The organism is Enterobacter sp. 22499 (genome assembly GCF_052044815.1).
Taxonomy (GTDB): domain Bacteria; phylum Pseudomonadota; class Gammaproteobacteria; order Enterobacterales; family Enterobacteriaceae; genus Enterobacter; species Enterobacter bugandensis.
Window position 1 is genome coordinate 38123 of the sequence record NZ_JBQENR010000006.1, and the last position, 16021, is coordinate 54143.

At 54.1% G+C, this 16021-nt stretch carries 19 protein-coding genes; 11 read left to right on the forward strand and 8 right to left on the reverse strand.

Annotation, left to right across the window (positions count from 1 at the left end):
• The first annotated feature begins 110 nt into the window (after window positions 1-110).
• The 5 genes from aaeX to ACTJI7_RS16825 all read left to right on the forward strand — a co-directional run bounded on the left by aaeX (window position 111) and on the right by ACTJI7_RS16825 (window position 5088).
• The gene (gene aaeX / locus ACTJI7_RS16805) at window positions 111-314 is read left to right on the forward strand and encodes a p-hydroxybenzoic acid efflux pump operon protein AaeX (RefSeq protein WP_003860416.1); all 204 of its coding nucleotides are present in this window, start codon (window positions 111-113) and stop codon (window positions 312-314) included.
• 7 nt (window positions 315-321) lie between these two features.
• Window positions 322-1254: a p-hydroxybenzoic acid efflux pump subunit AaeA gene (aaeA, locus tag ACTJI7_RS16810; RefSeq protein ID WP_028014599.1), complete on the forward strand. Its 933-nt coding sequence runs from the start codon at window positions 322-324 to the stop codon at window positions 1252-1254.
• A 5-nt stretch (window positions 1255-1259) separates the two neighbouring features.
• Window positions 1260-3227 carry a p-hydroxybenzoic acid efflux pump subunit AaeB gene (gene aaeB, locus ACTJI7_RS16815; RefSeq protein ID WP_047364742.1) on the forward strand — a complete coding sequence of 656 codons (1968 nt, stop codon included), beginning with the start codon at window positions 1260-1262 and terminating at the stop codon, window positions 3225-3227.
• An 88-nt stretch (window positions 3228-3315) separates the two neighbouring features.
• Window positions 3316-4770 carry an NAD-dependent succinate-semialdehyde dehydrogenase gene (locus ACTJI7_RS16820; protein WP_440670448.1) on the forward strand — a complete coding sequence of 485 codons (1455 nt, stop codon included), beginning with the start codon at window positions 3316-3318 and terminating at the stop codon, window positions 4768-4770.
• Window positions 4771-4815: 45 nt separating this feature from the next.
• Window positions 4816-5088: a barstar family protein gene (locus ACTJI7_RS16825; protein ID WP_028014596.1), complete on the forward strand. Its 273-nt coding sequence runs from the start codon at window positions 4816-4818 to the stop codon at window positions 5086-5088.
• Window positions 5089-5149: 61 nt separating this feature from the next.
• Here ACTJI7_RS16825 and yhcN (ACTJI7_RS16830) read toward each other — a convergent pair whose 3' ends face one another.
• The 3 genes from yhcN (ACTJI7_RS16830) to argR all read right to left on the reverse strand — a co-directional run bounded on the left by yhcN (ACTJI7_RS16830) (window position 5150) and on the right by argR (window position 6636).
• The gene (gene yhcN / locus ACTJI7_RS16830; protein WP_028014595.1) at window positions 5150-5416 is read right to left on the reverse strand and encodes a peroxide/acid stress response protein YhcN; all 267 of its coding nucleotides are present in this window, start codon (window positions 5414-5416) and stop codon (window positions 5150-5152) included.
• A gap of 110 nt (window positions 5417-5526) precedes the next feature.
• Window positions 5527-5790, reverse strand: coding sequence for a peroxide/acid stress response protein YhcN (yhcN, locus tag ACTJI7_RS16835; protein WP_014885423.1), 264 nt, complete (start codon window positions 5788-5790; stop codon window positions 5527-5529).
• Between the two features lie 375 nt (window positions 5791-6165).
• Window positions 6166-6636: a transcriptional regulator ArgR gene (gene argR, locus ACTJI7_RS16840; protein WP_008502836.1), complete on the reverse strand. Its 471-nt coding sequence runs from the start codon at window positions 6634-6636 to the stop codon at window positions 6166-6168.
• Window positions 6637-7033: 397 nt separating this feature from the next.
• Here argR and mdh point away from each other — a divergent pair, with 397 nt between their 5' ends.
• Window positions 7034-7972, forward strand: coding sequence for a malate dehydrogenase (mdh, locus tag ACTJI7_RS16845; RefSeq protein WP_150145159.1), 939 nt, complete (start codon window positions 7034-7036; stop codon window positions 7970-7972).
• A gap of 88 nt (window positions 7973-8060) precedes the next feature.
• Here the strand turns inward: mdh and degS are convergent, their stop codons facing one another.
• The 3 genes from degS to zapG form a co-directional block, all read right to left on the reverse strand.
• Complete coding sequence (gene degS, locus ACTJI7_RS16850) at window positions 8061-9128, reverse strand: outer membrane-stress sensor serine endopeptidase DegS (RefSeq protein ID WP_028014593.1); 1068 nt, start codon at window positions 9126-9128, stop codon at window positions 8061-8063.
• A 92-nt stretch (window positions 9129-9220) separates the two neighbouring features.
• Window positions 9221-10588, reverse strand: coding sequence for a serine endoprotease DegQ (degQ, locus tag ACTJI7_RS16855; RefSeq protein ID WP_041907839.1), 1368 nt, complete (start codon window positions 10586-10588; stop codon window positions 9221-9223).
• 170 nt (window positions 10589-10758) lie between these two features.
• Window positions 10759-11157 carry a Z-ring associated protein ZapG gene (gene zapG / locus ACTJI7_RS16860; protein WP_010436126.1) on the reverse strand — a complete coding sequence of 133 codons (399 nt, stop codon included), beginning with the start codon at window positions 11155-11157 and terminating at the stop codon, window positions 10759-10761.
• Window positions 11158-11346: 189 nt separating this feature from the next.
• Here zapG and zapE point away from each other — a divergent pair, with 189 nt between their 5' ends.
• The 5 genes from zapE to sspB all read left to right on the forward strand — a co-directional run bounded on the left by zapE (window position 11347) and on the right by sspB (window position 15052).
• Window positions 11347-12471 (forward strand): cell division protein ZapE, encoded by a 1125-nt coding sequence (gene zapE, locus ACTJI7_RS16865; protein ID WP_126345797.1) that lies wholly within the window; start codon window positions 11347-11349, stop codon window positions 12469-12471.
• A gap of 292 nt (window positions 12472-12763) precedes the next feature.
• Window positions 12764-13192, forward strand: a complete 429-nt coding sequence (rplM, locus tag ACTJI7_RS16870; protein ID WP_006178824.1) for a 50S ribosomal protein L13 — start codon at window positions 12764-12766, stop codon at window positions 13190-13192.
• Window positions 13193-13207: 15 nt separating this feature from the next.
• Window positions 13208-13600 carry a 30S ribosomal protein S9 gene (gene rpsI, locus ACTJI7_RS16875; RefSeq protein ID WP_003860436.1) on the forward strand — a complete coding sequence of 131 codons (393 nt, stop codon included), beginning with the start codon at window positions 13208-13210 and terminating at the stop codon, window positions 13598-13600.
• A gap of 307 nt (window positions 13601-13907) precedes the next feature.
• Window positions 13908-14546 (forward strand): stringent starvation protein SspA, encoded by a 639-nt coding sequence (sspA, locus tag ACTJI7_RS16880; RefSeq protein ID WP_028014589.1) that lies wholly within the window; start codon window positions 13908-13910, stop codon window positions 14544-14546.
• A gap of 5 nt (window positions 14547-14551) precedes the next feature.
• A complete protein-coding gene (sspB, locus tag ACTJI7_RS16885; RefSeq protein WP_028014588.1) occupies window positions 14552-15052 on the forward strand; it encodes a ClpXP protease specificity-enhancing factor in 501 nt (166 codons plus the stop codon).
• A gap of 44 nt (window positions 15053-15096) precedes the next feature.
• Here sspB and ACTJI7_RS16890 read toward each other — a convergent pair whose 3' ends face one another.
• Together ACTJI7_RS16890 and ACTJI7_RS16895 are read right to left on the reverse strand one after the other, a co-directional pair.
• The gene (locus tag ACTJI7_RS16890) at window positions 15097-15390 is read right to left on the reverse strand and encodes a hypothetical protein (RefSeq protein WP_063438551.1); all 294 of its coding nucleotides are present in this window, start codon (window positions 15388-15390) and stop codon (window positions 15097-15099) included.
• A 320-nt stretch (window positions 15391-15710) separates the two neighbouring features.
• Window positions 15711-15935: a hypothetical protein gene (locus ACTJI7_RS16895; RefSeq protein WP_032644922.1), complete on the reverse strand. Its 225-nt coding sequence runs from the start codon at window positions 15933-15935 to the stop codon at window positions 15711-15713.
• Window positions 15936-16021 lie beyond the last annotated feature (86 nt).

Sequence of the window (16021 nt, forward strand, 5' to 3'; positions counted from 1 at the left end):
ATTATTAATTACATAACGGCTGCGCCATTCTCGCCCTGCGTTTCTAGCTCTCCTGCGATGGCGTGCGCTAAAAAATTCTGAAGCCTGCACTCTCTCTTATCAAGGTCAACATGAGTCTGTTTCCCGTTATCGTGGTGTTCGGTCTGTCGTTCCCACCGATATTTTTCGAGCTTCTTTTATCACTGGCGATCTTCTGGCTGGTGCGCAAGGTGCTGGTCCCGACCGGGATCTACGATTTCGTCTGGCACCCTGCATTGTTCAATACCGCGCTGTATTGCTGCCTGTTTTACCTGATATCGCGCATGTTTGTCTGAGGTTGATGTGAAAACGCTAACAAGAAAAATCTCCCGCACCGCCATTACCATGGCGCTGGTTATCCTCGCGTTCATCGCTATTTTTCGCGCCTGGGTTTATTACACCGAATCACCGTGGACGCGTGACGCGCGCTTTAGCGCCGATGTGGTGGCAATTGCCCCCGACGTGGCCGGCCTTATCACGGCGGTTAACGTTCACGATAACCAGCTGGTGAAGAAAGATCAGGTCCTGTTCACCATCGACCAGCCTCGTTACCAGAAGGCGCTGGAGGAAGCAGAAGCAGACGTGGCCTATTACCAGGCGCTGGCCGCAGAGAAACGCCGTGAGGCAGGCCGTCGTAACCAGCTTGGCGTTCAGGCCATGTCCCGCGAAGAGATTGACCAGTCCAACAACGTGCTGCAAACCGTGCTGCACCAGTTAGCGAAAGCGCAGGCAACGCGCGATCTGGCGAAGCTCGACCTGGAGCGTACCGTGATCCGCGCGCCGGCCGATGGCTGGGTGACCAACCTGAACGTCTATGCCGGGGAGTTTATCACCCGTGGCTCAACCGCCGTGGCGCTGGTTAAACAGAACTCCTTCTACGTGCTCGCCTATATGGAAGAGACCAAGCTGGAGGGTGTTCGTCCGGGTTATCGCGCAGAAGTCACGCCGCTTGGCAGCAACCGCGTCTTTAAAGGTACCGTCGATAGCGTCGCCGCAGGGGTAACCAACTCCAGCAGCTCTAACGATGCCAAAGGGATGGCGACGGTGGATTCTAACCTGGAGTGGGTGCGTCTGGCGCAACGCGTGCCGGTACGTATTCATCTGGATGAGCAGCAGGGCAACCTGTGGCCAGCGGGTACCACGGCGACGGTGGTGATCACCGGAGAAAAAGATCGGGATGCCAGCCAGGACTCCCTCTTCCGTAAAATTGCCCATCGCCTGCGCGAGTTTGGTTAAACGCCATGGGTATCTTTTCCATCGCCAGTCAGCACATTCGCTTCGCCGTGAAGCTGGCGTGCGCCATCGTGCTGGCGCTGTTCGTTGGCTTCCACTTCCAGCTTGAAACCCCTCGCTGGGCGGTGCTGACCGCCGCGATTGTCGCGGCGGGCCCTGCCTTCGCCGCGGGTGGAGAACCCTACTCTGGTGCGATCCGCTATCGCGGGATGCTACGTATCATCGGGACGTTTATCGGCTGTTTCGCGGCGCTGACCATTATTATTCTGATGATCCGCACGCCGCTGCTGATGCTAATGGTGTGCTGCATCTGGGCGGGCTTCTGCACCTGGGTCTCGTCTCTGGTAAAAGTGGAGAACTCATACGCCTGGGGGCTGGCGGGCTATACCGCGCTGATCATTGTCATCACCATCCAAAGCGAACCGCTGCTCGCGCCGCAGTTTGCCGTGGAGCGCTGCAGCGAGATTGTGATTGGTATTGTCTGCGCGATCGTGGCTGACCTGCTTTTCTCCCCGCGCTCGATCAAGCAAGAGGTGGATCGCGAGCTGGACGCGCTGATCGTTGCCCAGTACCAGCTGATGCAGCTGTGCATTAAACACGGCGACAGCGAAGAGGTGGATAAAGCCTGGAGCGGGCTGGTTCGTCGTACGCAGGCGCTGGAAGGGATGCGCAGCAACCTCAATATGGAGTCGTCTCGCTGGGCGCGGGCGAATCGTCGCCTTAAAGCCCTGAATACCGTCTCCTTAACGCTGATTACCCAGGCGTGCGAAACCTATCTTATCCAGAACACCCGCCCGGAAGCGGTCACCGACACGTTCCGTGAGCTGTTTGCCGAGCCGGTAGAGACCGTACAGGACGTGCATAAGCAGCTTAAGCGCATGCGCCGGGTGATTGCCTGGACCGGGGAGCGCGAGACGCCGGTGACGATCTACACCTGGGTTGGGGCCGCAACGCGCTATCTGCTGCTTAAGCGCGGCGTGATCGGTAACACCAAAATCAGCGCGGCGGAAGAAGAGGTGCTCCAGGGCGAAGTGGTGATCAAGGCGGAGTCTGCCGAGCGCCATCACGCGATGGTCAACTTCTGGCGTACCACGCTTGCCTGTATGCTCGGCACGCTGTTCTGGCTGTGGACGGGCTGGACGTCCGGCAGCGGCGCGATGGTGATGATTGCCGTCGTGACCGCACTGGCGATGCGTCTGCCTAACCCGCGCATGGTCGCCATTGATTTCCTCTACGGCACCATCGCCGCGCTGCCGATAGGCGCGCTCTATTTCCTGGTCATCATCCCGTCGACGCAGCAGAGCATGCTGCTGCTCTGTATTAGCCTGGCGGTGATGGCGTTCTTTATCGGCATTGAAGTGCAAAAGCGCCGCCTGGGATCGCTGGGGGCGCTGGCGAGTACGATTAACATCATCGTGCTGGATAACCCGATGACCTTCCACTTCAGCCAGTTCCTCGACAGCGCGCTGGGTCAGCTGGTGGGCTGCTTCCTGGCGATGATGGTGATTCTGCTGGTCCGGGATAACTCGCAGGCGCGGACGGGGCGCGTATTGCTGAACCAGTTTGTATCGGCTGCCGTGTCGTCGATGACTACCAATACCGCGCGTCGTAAAGAGAACCACCTGCCCGCGCTCTACCAGCAGCTGTTTTTACTGCTGAACAAGTTCCCGGGCGACATAGCGAAGTTCCGCCTGGCGTTAACCATGATCATCGCGCACCAGCGTCTGCGCAACGCGCCGGTGCCGATCAACGACGATCTCTCGGCCTTCCACCGTCAGCTGCGTCGTACCGCCGACCATGTGCTTTCCGCCAGCAGTGACGACAAACGCCGTCGTTACTTTACCCAACTGCTTGAAGAACTGGATATTTATCAGGAAAAGCTCAAGCACTGGCAAGCGCCTCCACAGGTGACCGAGCCGGTAGGGCGGCTGGTGTTTATGCTGCATCGCTACCAGAATGCCCTCACGGATAACTGACTGAAGTAAAAAACCGACGCCAAAAGCGCCGGTTTTTTTGTGGCTATACTTATTCCAGCACGTACTTACATTCAGGAAGGGAGGACACATGACGACTCAGGCGCTTCAGGACAACACCCTTTTTCAGACCGGCTATCTGGTCGACGGCATCTGGAAAACGCTGAACACAACGTTTGATGTGCTGAACCCCGCGACCGGTGAGGTCATCGCTAAAGTTGCGAAAACGGGTAAAGCGCAAACCGAAGAAGCGATCGCAGCGGCCACCAAAGCCTTCCCGGCATGGCGTGCCAAAACCGCGAAAGAGCGTTCGGCGATTCTGTACCGCTGGTACGAACTGATTATTGAAAATAAAAGCTGGCTCGGGCGGCTAATGACCACCGAGCAGGGCAAGCCCCTGAAAGAGGCGGAAGGGGAAGTGGAGTATGCCGCCAGCTTTATCCAGTGGTTTGCCGAAGAGGCCAAGCGCGCGAACGGTGAGATTATTCCGCCAATCAAGCCCGGCTCGCGCATTCTGGCGACCCGTGAACCCATCGGCGTGGTCGCGGCCATCACGCCGTGGAACTTCCCGATGGCGATGCTCACCCGCAAGCTAGGCCCGGCGCTGGCAGCCGGGTGTACCGGTGTCATCAAACCGGCCAATAACACGCCGCTCAGCGCCTTTGCGCTGCTGACGCTGGCAAAACAGGCGGGCGTGCCCGACGGTGTGCTCAACGCGGTGGCCGGAAATACCCATGAAATCAGCGATGCGATCATGGCCAGCCACGACGTGCGTAAAATCTCCTTTACCGGTTCGACCTCCGTCGGCAAAACGCTGGTGCGCAACGCCGCAGAAACCATGAAAAAAGTCTCGATGGAGCTGGGGGGAAATGCTCCGTATATCGTCTTTGAGGATGCCGACATCGAGGCTGCGGTAAAAGGCGCGATCGCCAATAAATTCCGCAATGCCGGGCAGGTCTGCGTCAGCGTGAACCGCTTCTACATTCAGGAAACCGTCTACGACAAGTTTGTGAATAAGCTCGCAGATGCGGTTAATGCCCTTAAGGTGGGGAATGGCCTTGAGGACGGCGTCGTCGTCGGGCCGCTGATTGAATCCGCCGCGGTCGACAAGGTCCGTGAGCATGTTGAAGATGCTGTCGCACGAGGGGCGACCGTGCTGGCGGGCGGCAAACCCCATCCGCTGGGCGGTAATTTCTGGATGCCAACCGTGCTGGGCGACTGTCACGAAGGCATGAAGCTGGCAGAAGAAGAGACGTTTGGTCCGGTTGCGGCGTGTTTCCGCTTCACCTCGGAAGATGAAGTTATCCAGCGTGCGAATAACACGCCTTACGGGCTGGCCGCTTATTTCTACACCCAGAACCTTTCCCGGGTTTTCCGCGTTTCACAGGCCATTGAGAGCGGGATGATTGGCATTAACGAGTGCGCCGTTTCCACCGAGCTGGGGCCTTTCGGCGGCGTAAAAGAGTCCGGTCTTGGACGTGAGGGATCCGTGCTGGGGCTGGAAGAGTATCTGGAAGTTAAAACCCTGCATATCGGGGGATTATAATAGACTGGGCGGCATCTGCCGCCCGCCTGGACTGGGTGGCTGGCAATGAAAACCTATACTTTTGATTTTGACGAAATCGACAGTCAGGAAGACTTTTATCGGGAATTTATCCGGGCGTTTGATCTTGAACGGGAAAGCGTGACCAATCTGGATACGCTGTGGGACGTGGTCACCGGCAGCATGCTGCCGCTACCGCTGGAGATTGAGTTCATCCATCTGCCCGATAAGCTGCGCAGACGTTTCGGCGCGCTGATATTACTCTTCGATGAAGCGGAGGAAGAGCTTGAAGGACAGCTTCGCTTTAACGCGCGGCATTAAATGAAAAAAGCCCCTGACCACGAGGCCAGGGGCAAGTCGTATGATGAGATACGACGAGGGTTTATTTATACAGTTCAGCCGTGGCGTGCCAGTGGTCACCCTGATTCAGTTCGGTGACGCGATAGCTGCTGGCGCCTGCTTTTTCAGCTTTGGCGGCAAGTTCCTGACGAATGTCCATCGGGGAGCCGGTGACTGACGTCACGGAGACGCTGCCCATTGGCTGCAGATTTTGTGCCTGATCGGCATTCACTTGCTGTACGGCTGCGCTTGCGCCGAAAGAGAGAGCGGATGCCAGACCCAGGGTTGCGATGATCAATTTGGTTTTCATAGTCTTTACTCCTGAACAGGTTTTTTGCTCAACGGCGAGAAGGGTTGAACTGCTATTTTTATGCCTGGTGCCGTTGAGTGGAGAGTTATGTCTTCAGTGATTACTTAAACTTATTTGTACAGCTCGGCGGTGGCGTGCCAGTGGTCACCGGAACGCGCTTCGATAATGCGATAGGATGACGCACCTTTTTCTTCCGCTTTTTTGTTCAGCATCTCATGCATGTCCATTGGAGACGTGCCAACAGCGCCGACAGAAACCGTACCGATTGCCTCACGGGATTGCGCCTGGTCAGCATTAATAGCGTCAGCCGCGAAAGCACCGAAGGACAGGACAGACAGGACGCTCAGCGCCGCTACAGTAGTTTTGATTTTCATGATTCTTACCTCGTCGAATTTTTTAGTGGGGTCTTGTTTCGTGACCCTCATCACAAAATCAAGTATACACTAATAACGTAAAAAATTAATACCAGACTAATGGTTTCCATTGTTATTACGTGTTAAACACGCTTTTTTTTATAACCTAATTGCATAATGTTGGGTGTTTTATGAGCAATTTGTGTTGGTATTTATAAGAAAATCATAGGGATAATGCATTTTGATTTTTTGTGCGATTTGCGGGATTGCTATTCACTGGATGAATGTTAATGAGTGGTAAAAAGCACTAATCGTCAAAGCAAGGGCAGTGAAATAAAGGGGGAAATGATGCGAGAGCAGAATGATCCCCGCAGCGGCGCTACGGGGGAGGGCGCATTACAGTTCCTGTTCGAACAGAACCAGAATCGCTTCGTGGAGATCCTTCACGGAGAAACCGCTAGCCGGGGTGGTAAAGATGGTGTCATCACCGGCAATGGTGCCGAGAATACCCTCTGTTTTACCTAACGAGTCCAGCATGCGGGCAATCAGCTGCGCGGCACCCGGGCTTGTGTGGATGACCACAACGGCGTCGTTATAGTCGATATCCAGAACCAAATTCTTGAGCGGGCTGGAGGTGGTCGGCACGCCAAGTTCAGCCGGCAGGCAATAGACCATCTCCATCTTGGCGTTGCGGGTACGCACCGCGCCAAACTTGGTTAACATGCGGGAGACTTTCGACTGGTTGATGTTATCGAAGCCTTGTTCCTGCAGCGCCTGAACAATTTCTCCCTGAGAACTGAATTTCTCTTCTTTAAGTAGCGCCTTAAACGCTTTTACCAATTCTTCTTGCTTAGACGAGCTTCGCATAAGTCACCCGGAATATGACGAAAGAAACAACATTATTATGCATGTGGATGAATTTTTATGCAAATTATCTGCTCAACGGCAGGCTGAAATAATGTTATGAAAGGGAGTGATTTTATCAGATTTCGTTATCAGAAAACATGCCTGGGTCACGCCGCGCAAATAAGCTTAAAAGTAAATTAAATGTTATCAAAATGATGTTGTTTTGGTGGCGTGGCAGGGTGTATTGTAACCACCTCTTAATTCGTTGCCATCTGTCGTCAGATAGCTTTCTGGTGAGAGATAAAGTCGTGTGACCTCAAATTCTTTAGCTTCGAAAATTGTAATTAAAGACATGCTGATTTAAGGTCGCGGCAACGGATTTACAGATACTTAAGTTAACCATAATAAGGAGTTTAGGATGAAAGTCGCAGTCCTCGGCGCTGCTGGTGGTATCGGCCAGGCGCTTGCCCTACTACTGAAAACCCAACTGCCTTCAGGCTCAGAACTCTCCCTGTACGATATTGCTCCGGTAACCCCAGGCGTGGCGGTTGACCTGAGCCACATCCCGACCGCTGTAAAAATCAAAGGCTTCTCCGGTGAAGATGCGCGTCCTGCGCTGCAGGGTGCTGACGTGGTCCTGATTTCTGCAGGCGTGGCGCGTAAGCCAGGCATGGATCGTTCAGACCTGTTCAACGTCAACGCGGGCATCGTGAAAAACCTGGTGCAGCAGATCGCTGAAGTGTGCCCGAAAGCATGCATCGGTATCATCACTAACCCGGTGAACACCACCGTTGCTATCGCAGCCGAAGTGCTGAAGAAAGCAGGTGTGTACGACAAAAACAAACTGTTCGGCGTGACCACGCTGGATATCATCCGCTCCAACACCTTCGTTGCTGAGCTGAAAGGCAAACAGCCAACAGAAGTGGAAGTGCCGGTTATCGGCGGCCACTCTGGCGTGACTATTCTGCCTCTGCTGTCGCAGATCCCGGGCGTGAGCTTCACCGAGCAGGAAGTGGCTGACCTGACCAAACGAATCCAGAACGCGGGCACCGAAGTGGTGGAAGCGAAGGCGGGTGGCGGTTCTGCAACCCTGTCTATGGGCCAGGCGGCTGCACGTTTCGGTCTGTCACTGGTTCGCGCCCTGCAGGGCGAGAAAGGCGTTGTTGAATGTGCTTACGTTGAAGGCGACGGCGAACATGCCCGCTTCTTCTCTCAGCCGCTGCTGCTGGGCAAAAACGGTATTGAAGAGCGTAAGCCTATCGGTACGCTGAGCGCGTTTGAGCGAAACGCGATGGAAGGCATGCTGGACACGCTGAAGAAAGATATCACTCTGGGTGAAGAGTTCGTTAACAAGTAAAACGAAGAGTCTCCCGTAGGCCGGGTAAGCGTTAGCGCCACCCGGCAAAAAAACCGAAGCCAGTTAGTGCTTCGGTTTTTTTATGGGGCTAATTTGTTGCCGGGTATTCCTGAATCGTCACGTGCAGCGTCATTTTCTTATCGTTGCGCATGATTTCCACAGGGATGATCGAGCCAGGGCGAATTTCGGCCACCTGGTCCATCGTCTCCAGCGCAGAGACTGCCGGCGTGCCGTTGACCGACACGATGACATCATTAACCTGAATCCCCGCGTTAGCCGCCGGGCCACCCGGTGCCACCTCGTTGACGACGATGCCCTGAATCTGATCGATACCGCCGCCCTGAGTATGCATTGGCGCAATTTCGCGCCCGCCGATACCGATATAGCCGCGGATCACGCGTCCGTCGCGGATCAGCTTATCCATAATCTTGGTCGCCAGCTGGAACGGAATAGCAAAGCCGATCCCTTCCGGCGTCTCGCCGTCGTTGCTTTTATCGAACGAGAGGGTGTTGATGCCCATCAGTTCGCCCAGCGAGTTGACCAGCGCGCCGCCGGAGTTGCCGTGGTTGATTGATGCATCCGTCTGCAGGAAGTTCTGCCGTCCTGACGGGTTGAGGCCGATTCGACCGGTCGCGCTGATAATTCCCTGCGTGATGGTCTGGCCCAGGTTGTACGGGTTACCGATCGCCAGCACCACATCGCCGATGTGCGGCGTACGTTTACGGTTGATCGGAATGACCGGCAATCCGCCCGTGGCGTTAATCTTCAGCACGGCCAGATCGGTCAGGCTGTCTGAACCCACAAGCAACGCCTCAAACACGCGGCCATCCTGCAGGGCGACGATGATCTGGTCGGCATCGTTGATCACGTGTTTGTTCGTAATAATGTAGCCGCGCTCGTCCATAATCACCCCGGAGCCAAGGGTGCGGATCTCAAGCTGGTTATGTGCTGAGCTGTTGAGGCCGCGGTTATAAACGTTAACCACGGCAGGGGCGGCACGGCGAACGGCCTGGTTATAGGTCGCCGGCGTTTCATCCGTGCTGTCGAACTGGGGGGCAGACAGCTTATTAAACTGACGCAAAGACGGCATCGCCAGTAGCAGCAGGCCTGCGACAATCAAACCGATGACAATGGAACGTAAGAGCTTTAAAAGCATGATGCGCGTGTCGTGAAAAAAGGAACGATTTGCAGCATAACATGAGTTATCCGGACATCACACGCAGCGGTGATGTCCGGGATCGCAAATGCTTAGCGCAACAGAATGTAGATAGACTCATTGCCACGCATGACCTGCAGGGCAATGACCGCCGGTTTGCTCTCCAGCACCTTGCGCAGTTCGGCAATGGACTGCACGCGATTGCGGTTCACGCCAATGATGACATCTTCCTGATGCAATCCGGCCTGCGCGGCAGGGCTGCTCTTCTCGACGGTGTCCAGGCGAATGCCTTTCGTACCGTCTTTCAACTGCCCATCGCTTAGCGTTGCCCCTTGCAGCGCCGGGGCGATAAGCTCCGCGCTGGCAGAGGACGAGGTGCTTTTATCCAGCGTCACTTCGACGTTCAGCGGCTTACCGTCACGGATCAGGCCCAGCTTCACTTTGGCCCCCGGTTCGGTGGTGGCGATACGCGAACGCAGTTCAGCAAAGCTGCTCAGCGGCTTGTCGTTAAGGCTGACGATCACATCGCCCGATTTTATGCCTGCTTTTGCCGAGCCGGAGTTTGGCAGCACTTCACTGACAAACGCACCGCGCTGCACGTTGATATTGAACGCTTTCGCGATATCCGCGCTCATCTCCATGCCTTTAATACCCAGCAGTCCACGTTTGACTTCGCCGAACTGGATTAGCTGCTGTGCCAGCGTTTTAGCCATATTGCTCGGGATCGCAAAGCCAATCCCAATGCTGCCGCCGCCCGGAGCCAGAATTGCCGTGTTAATGCCAATCAGCTCGCCGTTAAGGTTGAGTAATGCCCCGCCGGAGTTGCCCCGGTTGATTGAGGCATCGGTCTGGATGAAGTTTTCCAGACCTTCCAGATTCAGGCCACTGCGTCCCAGCGCCGAGACTATGCCGGAGGTGGCGGTTTGACCTAAACCAAAGGGATTGCCCACGGCGACGGCAAAATCACCGACGCGCAGCTTGTCGGAATCCGCAATGGCAATCTGGGTCAGGTTGCTCGGGTTCTGCACCTGCAATAGCGCGATGTCGCTCTGATCATCGCCGCCAATCAGTTTGGCATCAAATTCACGACCATCGTTCAGCTGGACGCTGATTTTATCGGCCTGGCTGATGACATGATTGTTGGTCAGGATATAGCCTTTAGCCGCATCAATGATGACGCCAGAGCCCAGGCCTTCAAAAGGCTGAGCCTGCTGGTTGGGGGACTCATCGCCAAAATATTTTTTCAGTTCTTCCGGTACGCGCTGGCTTTGAACCGCCGTGCCTTCTACCTGAACGCTCACGACCGCGGGCAACACTTTTTCCAGCATCGGCGCGAGGCTGGGAGTGGCTGCCTGTCCCGGCACCTGCGAAGGCAGCGCCGCACCGGCAGGGAAGGACGCCGAGAGAGATAACCCGACACTTAACGCTATAGCGCTCAACAGCTGGTTTTTTTTCTTCATTGATGCTGACTCTCGTATCCTGGAATGAAAGAAGAACGGCCAAAAATCATGATGATGTTATTGAATTTTATACCGCTGAACAATGAGGTGTTTGACTAAATAATAGCTGGGGACGGGAAGAAAGGACGGGCGCAAGAGATGCGCCCGTAAAATATATTTATGTTGTGCGATTAATCGCGTTTTGCGCCACCGCGCAGCAGGCCGGACGCGCCGTCAGAGTAGTCGCGTGGCATCTGAACCGGAGCCTGATCGTTACCCGCTTCTGAGTCGGCCAGACGGTTGCGGAACGGGTTAGTCTCCGCGGTCATTTCCGGCAGCAGGCTGCTGGAGCTTTTCGCCATATGCTGATACAGCTGACGGTAGTCGGTAGCCATGTTGTCCAGCAGCTCGGCGCTACGGGCAAAGTGGCTGACCAGCTCTTCGCGATACTCTTCCAGCTCTGCTTTATTCTTTTCCAGTTCGTACTGCAGTGACTGCTGCTGACGCAATTTGCGGTTACCGAAACGCATGGCCACAGCACCGATCACGATGCCGACGACTAAACCGATTAGCGCATATTCCCAGGTCATGAACTTCTCCCGTTGTCTTGTTGTTCCGTAGGGTGTTGGCTCGGCTCCTGCCTGTGCCTGATAATGCCACTATAACCGCTATTTCCGCAGAAGTGGAATCCTGACGTATCATCGCGTAGTGTAGAACGGCCTTTTTTTCATCAGTCACGCCTGCTGATGAGCATTAATTGAAGGAATAACAATAAGATTATGCAAATCCTGTCCCCTGCATCGCGATATCAACTGGCCCTGAATGAGGGTACTCATCAGCCTGATGACGTTCAACGTGAGGCGGTAAACCGTCTGGAGATGATTTATCAGGCGCTCACGGCAAAACCTGCTGAAGTAGAACAGAGTGGTGGGCTCAAAGCGGCGTTTGGCCGACTGCTCGGCAAAAAAGCGCCGCAGGCTCAGGCTCCGGTGCGCGGTTTATATATGTGGGGCGGCGTCGGTCGCGGAAAAACCTGGCTGATGGATCTGTTTTATCTCAGCCTGCCGGGGGAGCGTAAACAGCGCCTCCACTTCCATCGCTTTATGCTGCGGGTGCATGAAGAGCTTACAGCGCTGCAGGGCAAAAGCGATCCGCTGGAGATTGTGGCTGACAGGTTCAAGGCGGAAACGGACGTGCTCTGCTTCGATGAGTTTTTTGTTTCTGACATTACCGACGCCATGCTGTTAGGCGGGCTGATGAAAGCGCTGTTTGCCCGCGGGATCACGCTCGTTGCCACGTCGAATATCCCGCCGGATGAACTCTATCGCAACGGCCTGCAGCGGGCGCGTTTCCTGCCGGCTATTGATGCTATCAAACAGCATTGCGACATCATGAATGTCGATGCCGGTGTCGATTATCGTCTGCGCACGTTAACGCAGGCGCACCTGTGGCTTTCGCCGTTAAACGCCGATACCGCTCGCGAGATGGATAAACTCTGGCTGGCGCTGGCGGGCGCAAAACGCGAAAACGCACCGACGCTGGAGATTAACCATCGCCCGTTACCTACCCTTGGCGTAGAAAACCAGACGCTGGCAGTCTCTTTTGCGACGCTCTGCGTGGATGCCCGTAGCCAGCATGACTATATTGCGCTTTCGCGCCTGTTCCACACCGTGATGATGCTGGATGTGCCGGTGATGACGCGGCTGATGGAGAGCGAAGCGCGGCGCTTCATTGCGCTGGTGGACGAGTTTTACGAGCGCCACGTCAAGCTTGTCGTCAGCGCCGAGGTGCCTTTATATGAGATCTACCAGGGCGAGCGGCTGAAGTTTGAGTTCCAGCGCTGCCTCTCGCGCCTGCAAGAGATGCAGAGCGAAGAGTATCTCAAGCGTGAGCATAAGCCCTAATCAATGCGCCCCTCTCCCGCGAGGAGAGGGGCTGAGGGTGAGGGCACCAGACCGCACAAACGCGCCTCCCGAAAAACCCATTCCAAATCACATTTAAGGGTCGATCTTTGACCTCAACTTCTCTATAATCTTGCGACCCCACGTTACGAGAAGGTTTTTTTCCCGAAACTTTCTATGTGTCGGCATGTGCTATTCGAAGGGGTAGGTTTGCCGGACTTTGTCGTGTGAACCTCAACTGACTAAACGTTTGGGTGTTCACCAACGTGTAACTTATTATTTGGGTAAGCTTTTAATGAAAACTTTTACAGCTAAACCAGAAACCGTACAGCGCGACTGGTATGTTGTTGACGCGACCGGTAAAACTCTGGGCCGTCTGGCTACTGAACTGGCTCGTCGCCTGCGCGGTAAGCATAAAGCGGAATACACTCCGCACGTTGATACCGGTGATTACATCATCGTTCTGAACGCTGACAAAGTTGCTGTTACCGGCAACAAGCGTACTGACAAAGTGTACTACCATCACACCGGCCACATCGGTGGTATCAAAGAAGCGACCTTTGAAGAGATGATTGCCCGCCGTCCTGAGCGTGTGATTGAAATCGCGGTTAAAGGCATGCTGCCAAAAGGCCCGCTGGGTCGTGCTATGTTCCGTAAACTGAAAGTTTACGCAGGCAACGAGCACAACCACGCGGCACAGCAACCGCAAGTTCTTGACATCTAATCGGGATTATAGGCAATGGCTGAAAATCAATACTACGGCACTGGTCGCCGCAAAAGTTCCGCAGCTCGCGTTTTCATCAAACCGGGCAGTGGTAAAATCGTAATCAACCAGCGTTCTCTGGAACAATACTTCGGTCGCGAAACTGCCCGCATGGTAGTTCGCCAGCCGCTGGAACTGGTTGATATGGTAGAAAAACTGGATCTGTACATCACCGTTAAAGGTGGTGGTATCTCCGGTCAGGCAGGTGCGATCCGTCACGGTATCACCCGCGCTCTGATGGAGTACGACGAGTCCCTGCGTTCTGAACTGCGTAAAGCTGGCTTCGTTACTCGTGACGCTCGTCAGGTTGAACGTAAGAAAGTGGGTCTGCGTAAAGCACGTCGTCGTCCACAGTTCTCCAAACGTTAATCCATTCTGCTTACGCAGAACGATTGGCGAAAAACCCGCTTCGGCGGGTTTTTTTATGGATAATGCGCAGGTTATCCACAGTAACATTTCATATATCTTCTCTTTTTCCACATTTCCGGCATCCCCTCACCACAAAGCCATCAAAATCTGGTAAACTATCATCCAATTTTCTGCCCAAATATCGGTGAATACTCGATTTTTGTTCGATTCTTGAACAATGTGTCTTCTCTGGGATGGGCGATACTTCATCTGGCTGGCCCCGTTGGGCTGGTAGCAGTAAAAATTCTGAATATACCTGGAGGTTTTCATGGCTGTCGCTGCCAACAAACGTTCGGTAATGACGCTGTTTTCTGGTCCTACTGACATTTATAGCCATCAGGTTCGTATCGTGCTGGCCGAGAAGGGTGTCAGTTTTGAGATCGAGCATGTGGAAAAGGATAACCCGCCTCAGGATCTGATCGATCTCAACCCGAGCCAAAGCGTACCGACGCTGGTGGATCGCGAGCTGACCCTGTGGGAATCCCGTATCATTATGGAATATCTGGATGAGCGTTTCCCGCATCCGCCGCTGATGCCTGTTTACCCTGTTGCACGTGGTGAAAGCCGCCTGTACATGCAGCGTATCGAAAAAGACTGGTATTCGCTGATGAACGTCATTACCAGCGGTTCCGCTTCTGAAGCCGACGCTGCGCGTAAGCAACTGCGTGAAGAGCTGCTGGCAATTGCCCCTGTGTTTGGTCAGAAACCGTTCTTCCTGAGCGACGAGTTCAGCCTGGTGGATTGCTATCTGGCCCCGCTGCTGTGGCGTCTGCCAATTCTGGGCGTTGAGTTCAGCGGCCCTGGCGCAAAAGAGCTGAAAGGCTATATGACTCGCGTATTTGAGCGCGACTCTTTCCTGGCATCTTTAACTGAACCGGAACGTGAAATGCGTCTCGGCCGAGGCTAATGACTGTGGAAATGTCACAACTTACCCCACGCCGTCCGTATCTGCTGCGCGCCTTCTATGAATGGCTGCTGGATAACCAGCTCACGCCGCACCTGGTTGTGGATGTGACGTTGCCGGGCGTGCAGGTTCCAATGGAATACGCACGCGACGGACAGATTGTACTGAATATTGCGCCACGTGCAGTGGGTAACCTGGAGCTGGCAAACGACGAAGTGCGCTTTAATGCGCGTTTCGGCGGCGTGCCGCGTCAGGTTTCCGTTCCGCTGGCTGCGGTTCTGGCTATCTACGCCCGTGAAAACGGTGCAGGCACCATGTTCGAGCCGGAAGCGGCGTATGATGAAGAGGTTGCCAGCCTGAATGACGATGAGGCATCCGATGAACGCGAAAGCGACCCGGTAATGTCTGTGATTGATGGCGACAAGCCCGATCGTCAGGACGACGACGAGGGTCCCGATGATGAACCGCCACCGCGCGGTGGTCGTCCCGCACTGCGCGTTGTGAAATAAACAAACAGGCCCGACGGGCCTGTTTTGCTTTCTGCTTATAGCGGTTAGCTGTTACGTTCCCGCCACTCTTTTATCATTTCAGCGGTGACTTCATTCTGGTAACAAATTGGGGAATAGCCACCAGCCTTACTCCATGCACTGCGACGCCCGCATGAACTGCCATTTCGGGCCTGATTAAAAGGGCAAGCACATACGCCGGGATAATCAGCGATAGACTCCGCAATAATTTCGTTTTTAACCTGAGTATCGGAGAGCGCGTTGGCTTTGGCGACAGCATTACCGACGCTGAAAAACAAAATGGCAAAGAGTAGCCCGGTGACGATTTTATCGAATTTCATATCTTCATTTCCGTATGTAGTAGCAATATATCAGCGGCAAAGAGGTGCCGGCCCAGGATCAGACAAGTTATTTAGATGACACTAGTTGTCGTTTCATATTTGAGAATGCAATGATATTAGCTGTGAATGTTAATTCAGATATCTATGCTGTTAGTGAATGTTATTATCGAAATGTCCGGACATAAATGTCACATTTTCGATTGTGTTTGCCCCTAAGAATCACTCCGGTTAAAGACATAATAAAAAGCCCCGAAGGGCTTTTAAATAGCGCATATTTAGGCTTTAATCCCTTGGTGTATTACAAGGAACATCTAATTGCCCTAGGGGTATACACGGAACAAAGGCGGTTGATCTAAGTCCTTAAGATGGCGCTCGCGGGCGACATGAACCGCATAACCCTGTTCCAAAGCCCAATCAGCAGCCTTTTCCTGCGTTTTCTCTGTATGTATCTCTTTGCCGTCAACAATCACCACATGATGGATAACGTCTTCATCCTCACTCGTTGATTTAGGGCGATATTCTACATAGGCATGTTTTTTGACCATTATTTCAAATCCCTTTTGTTTACGGCGCAGATATTACGCCGCTCTTCTATTACTGCGTTATATGAACTTCTGCTTCAACACTTAAC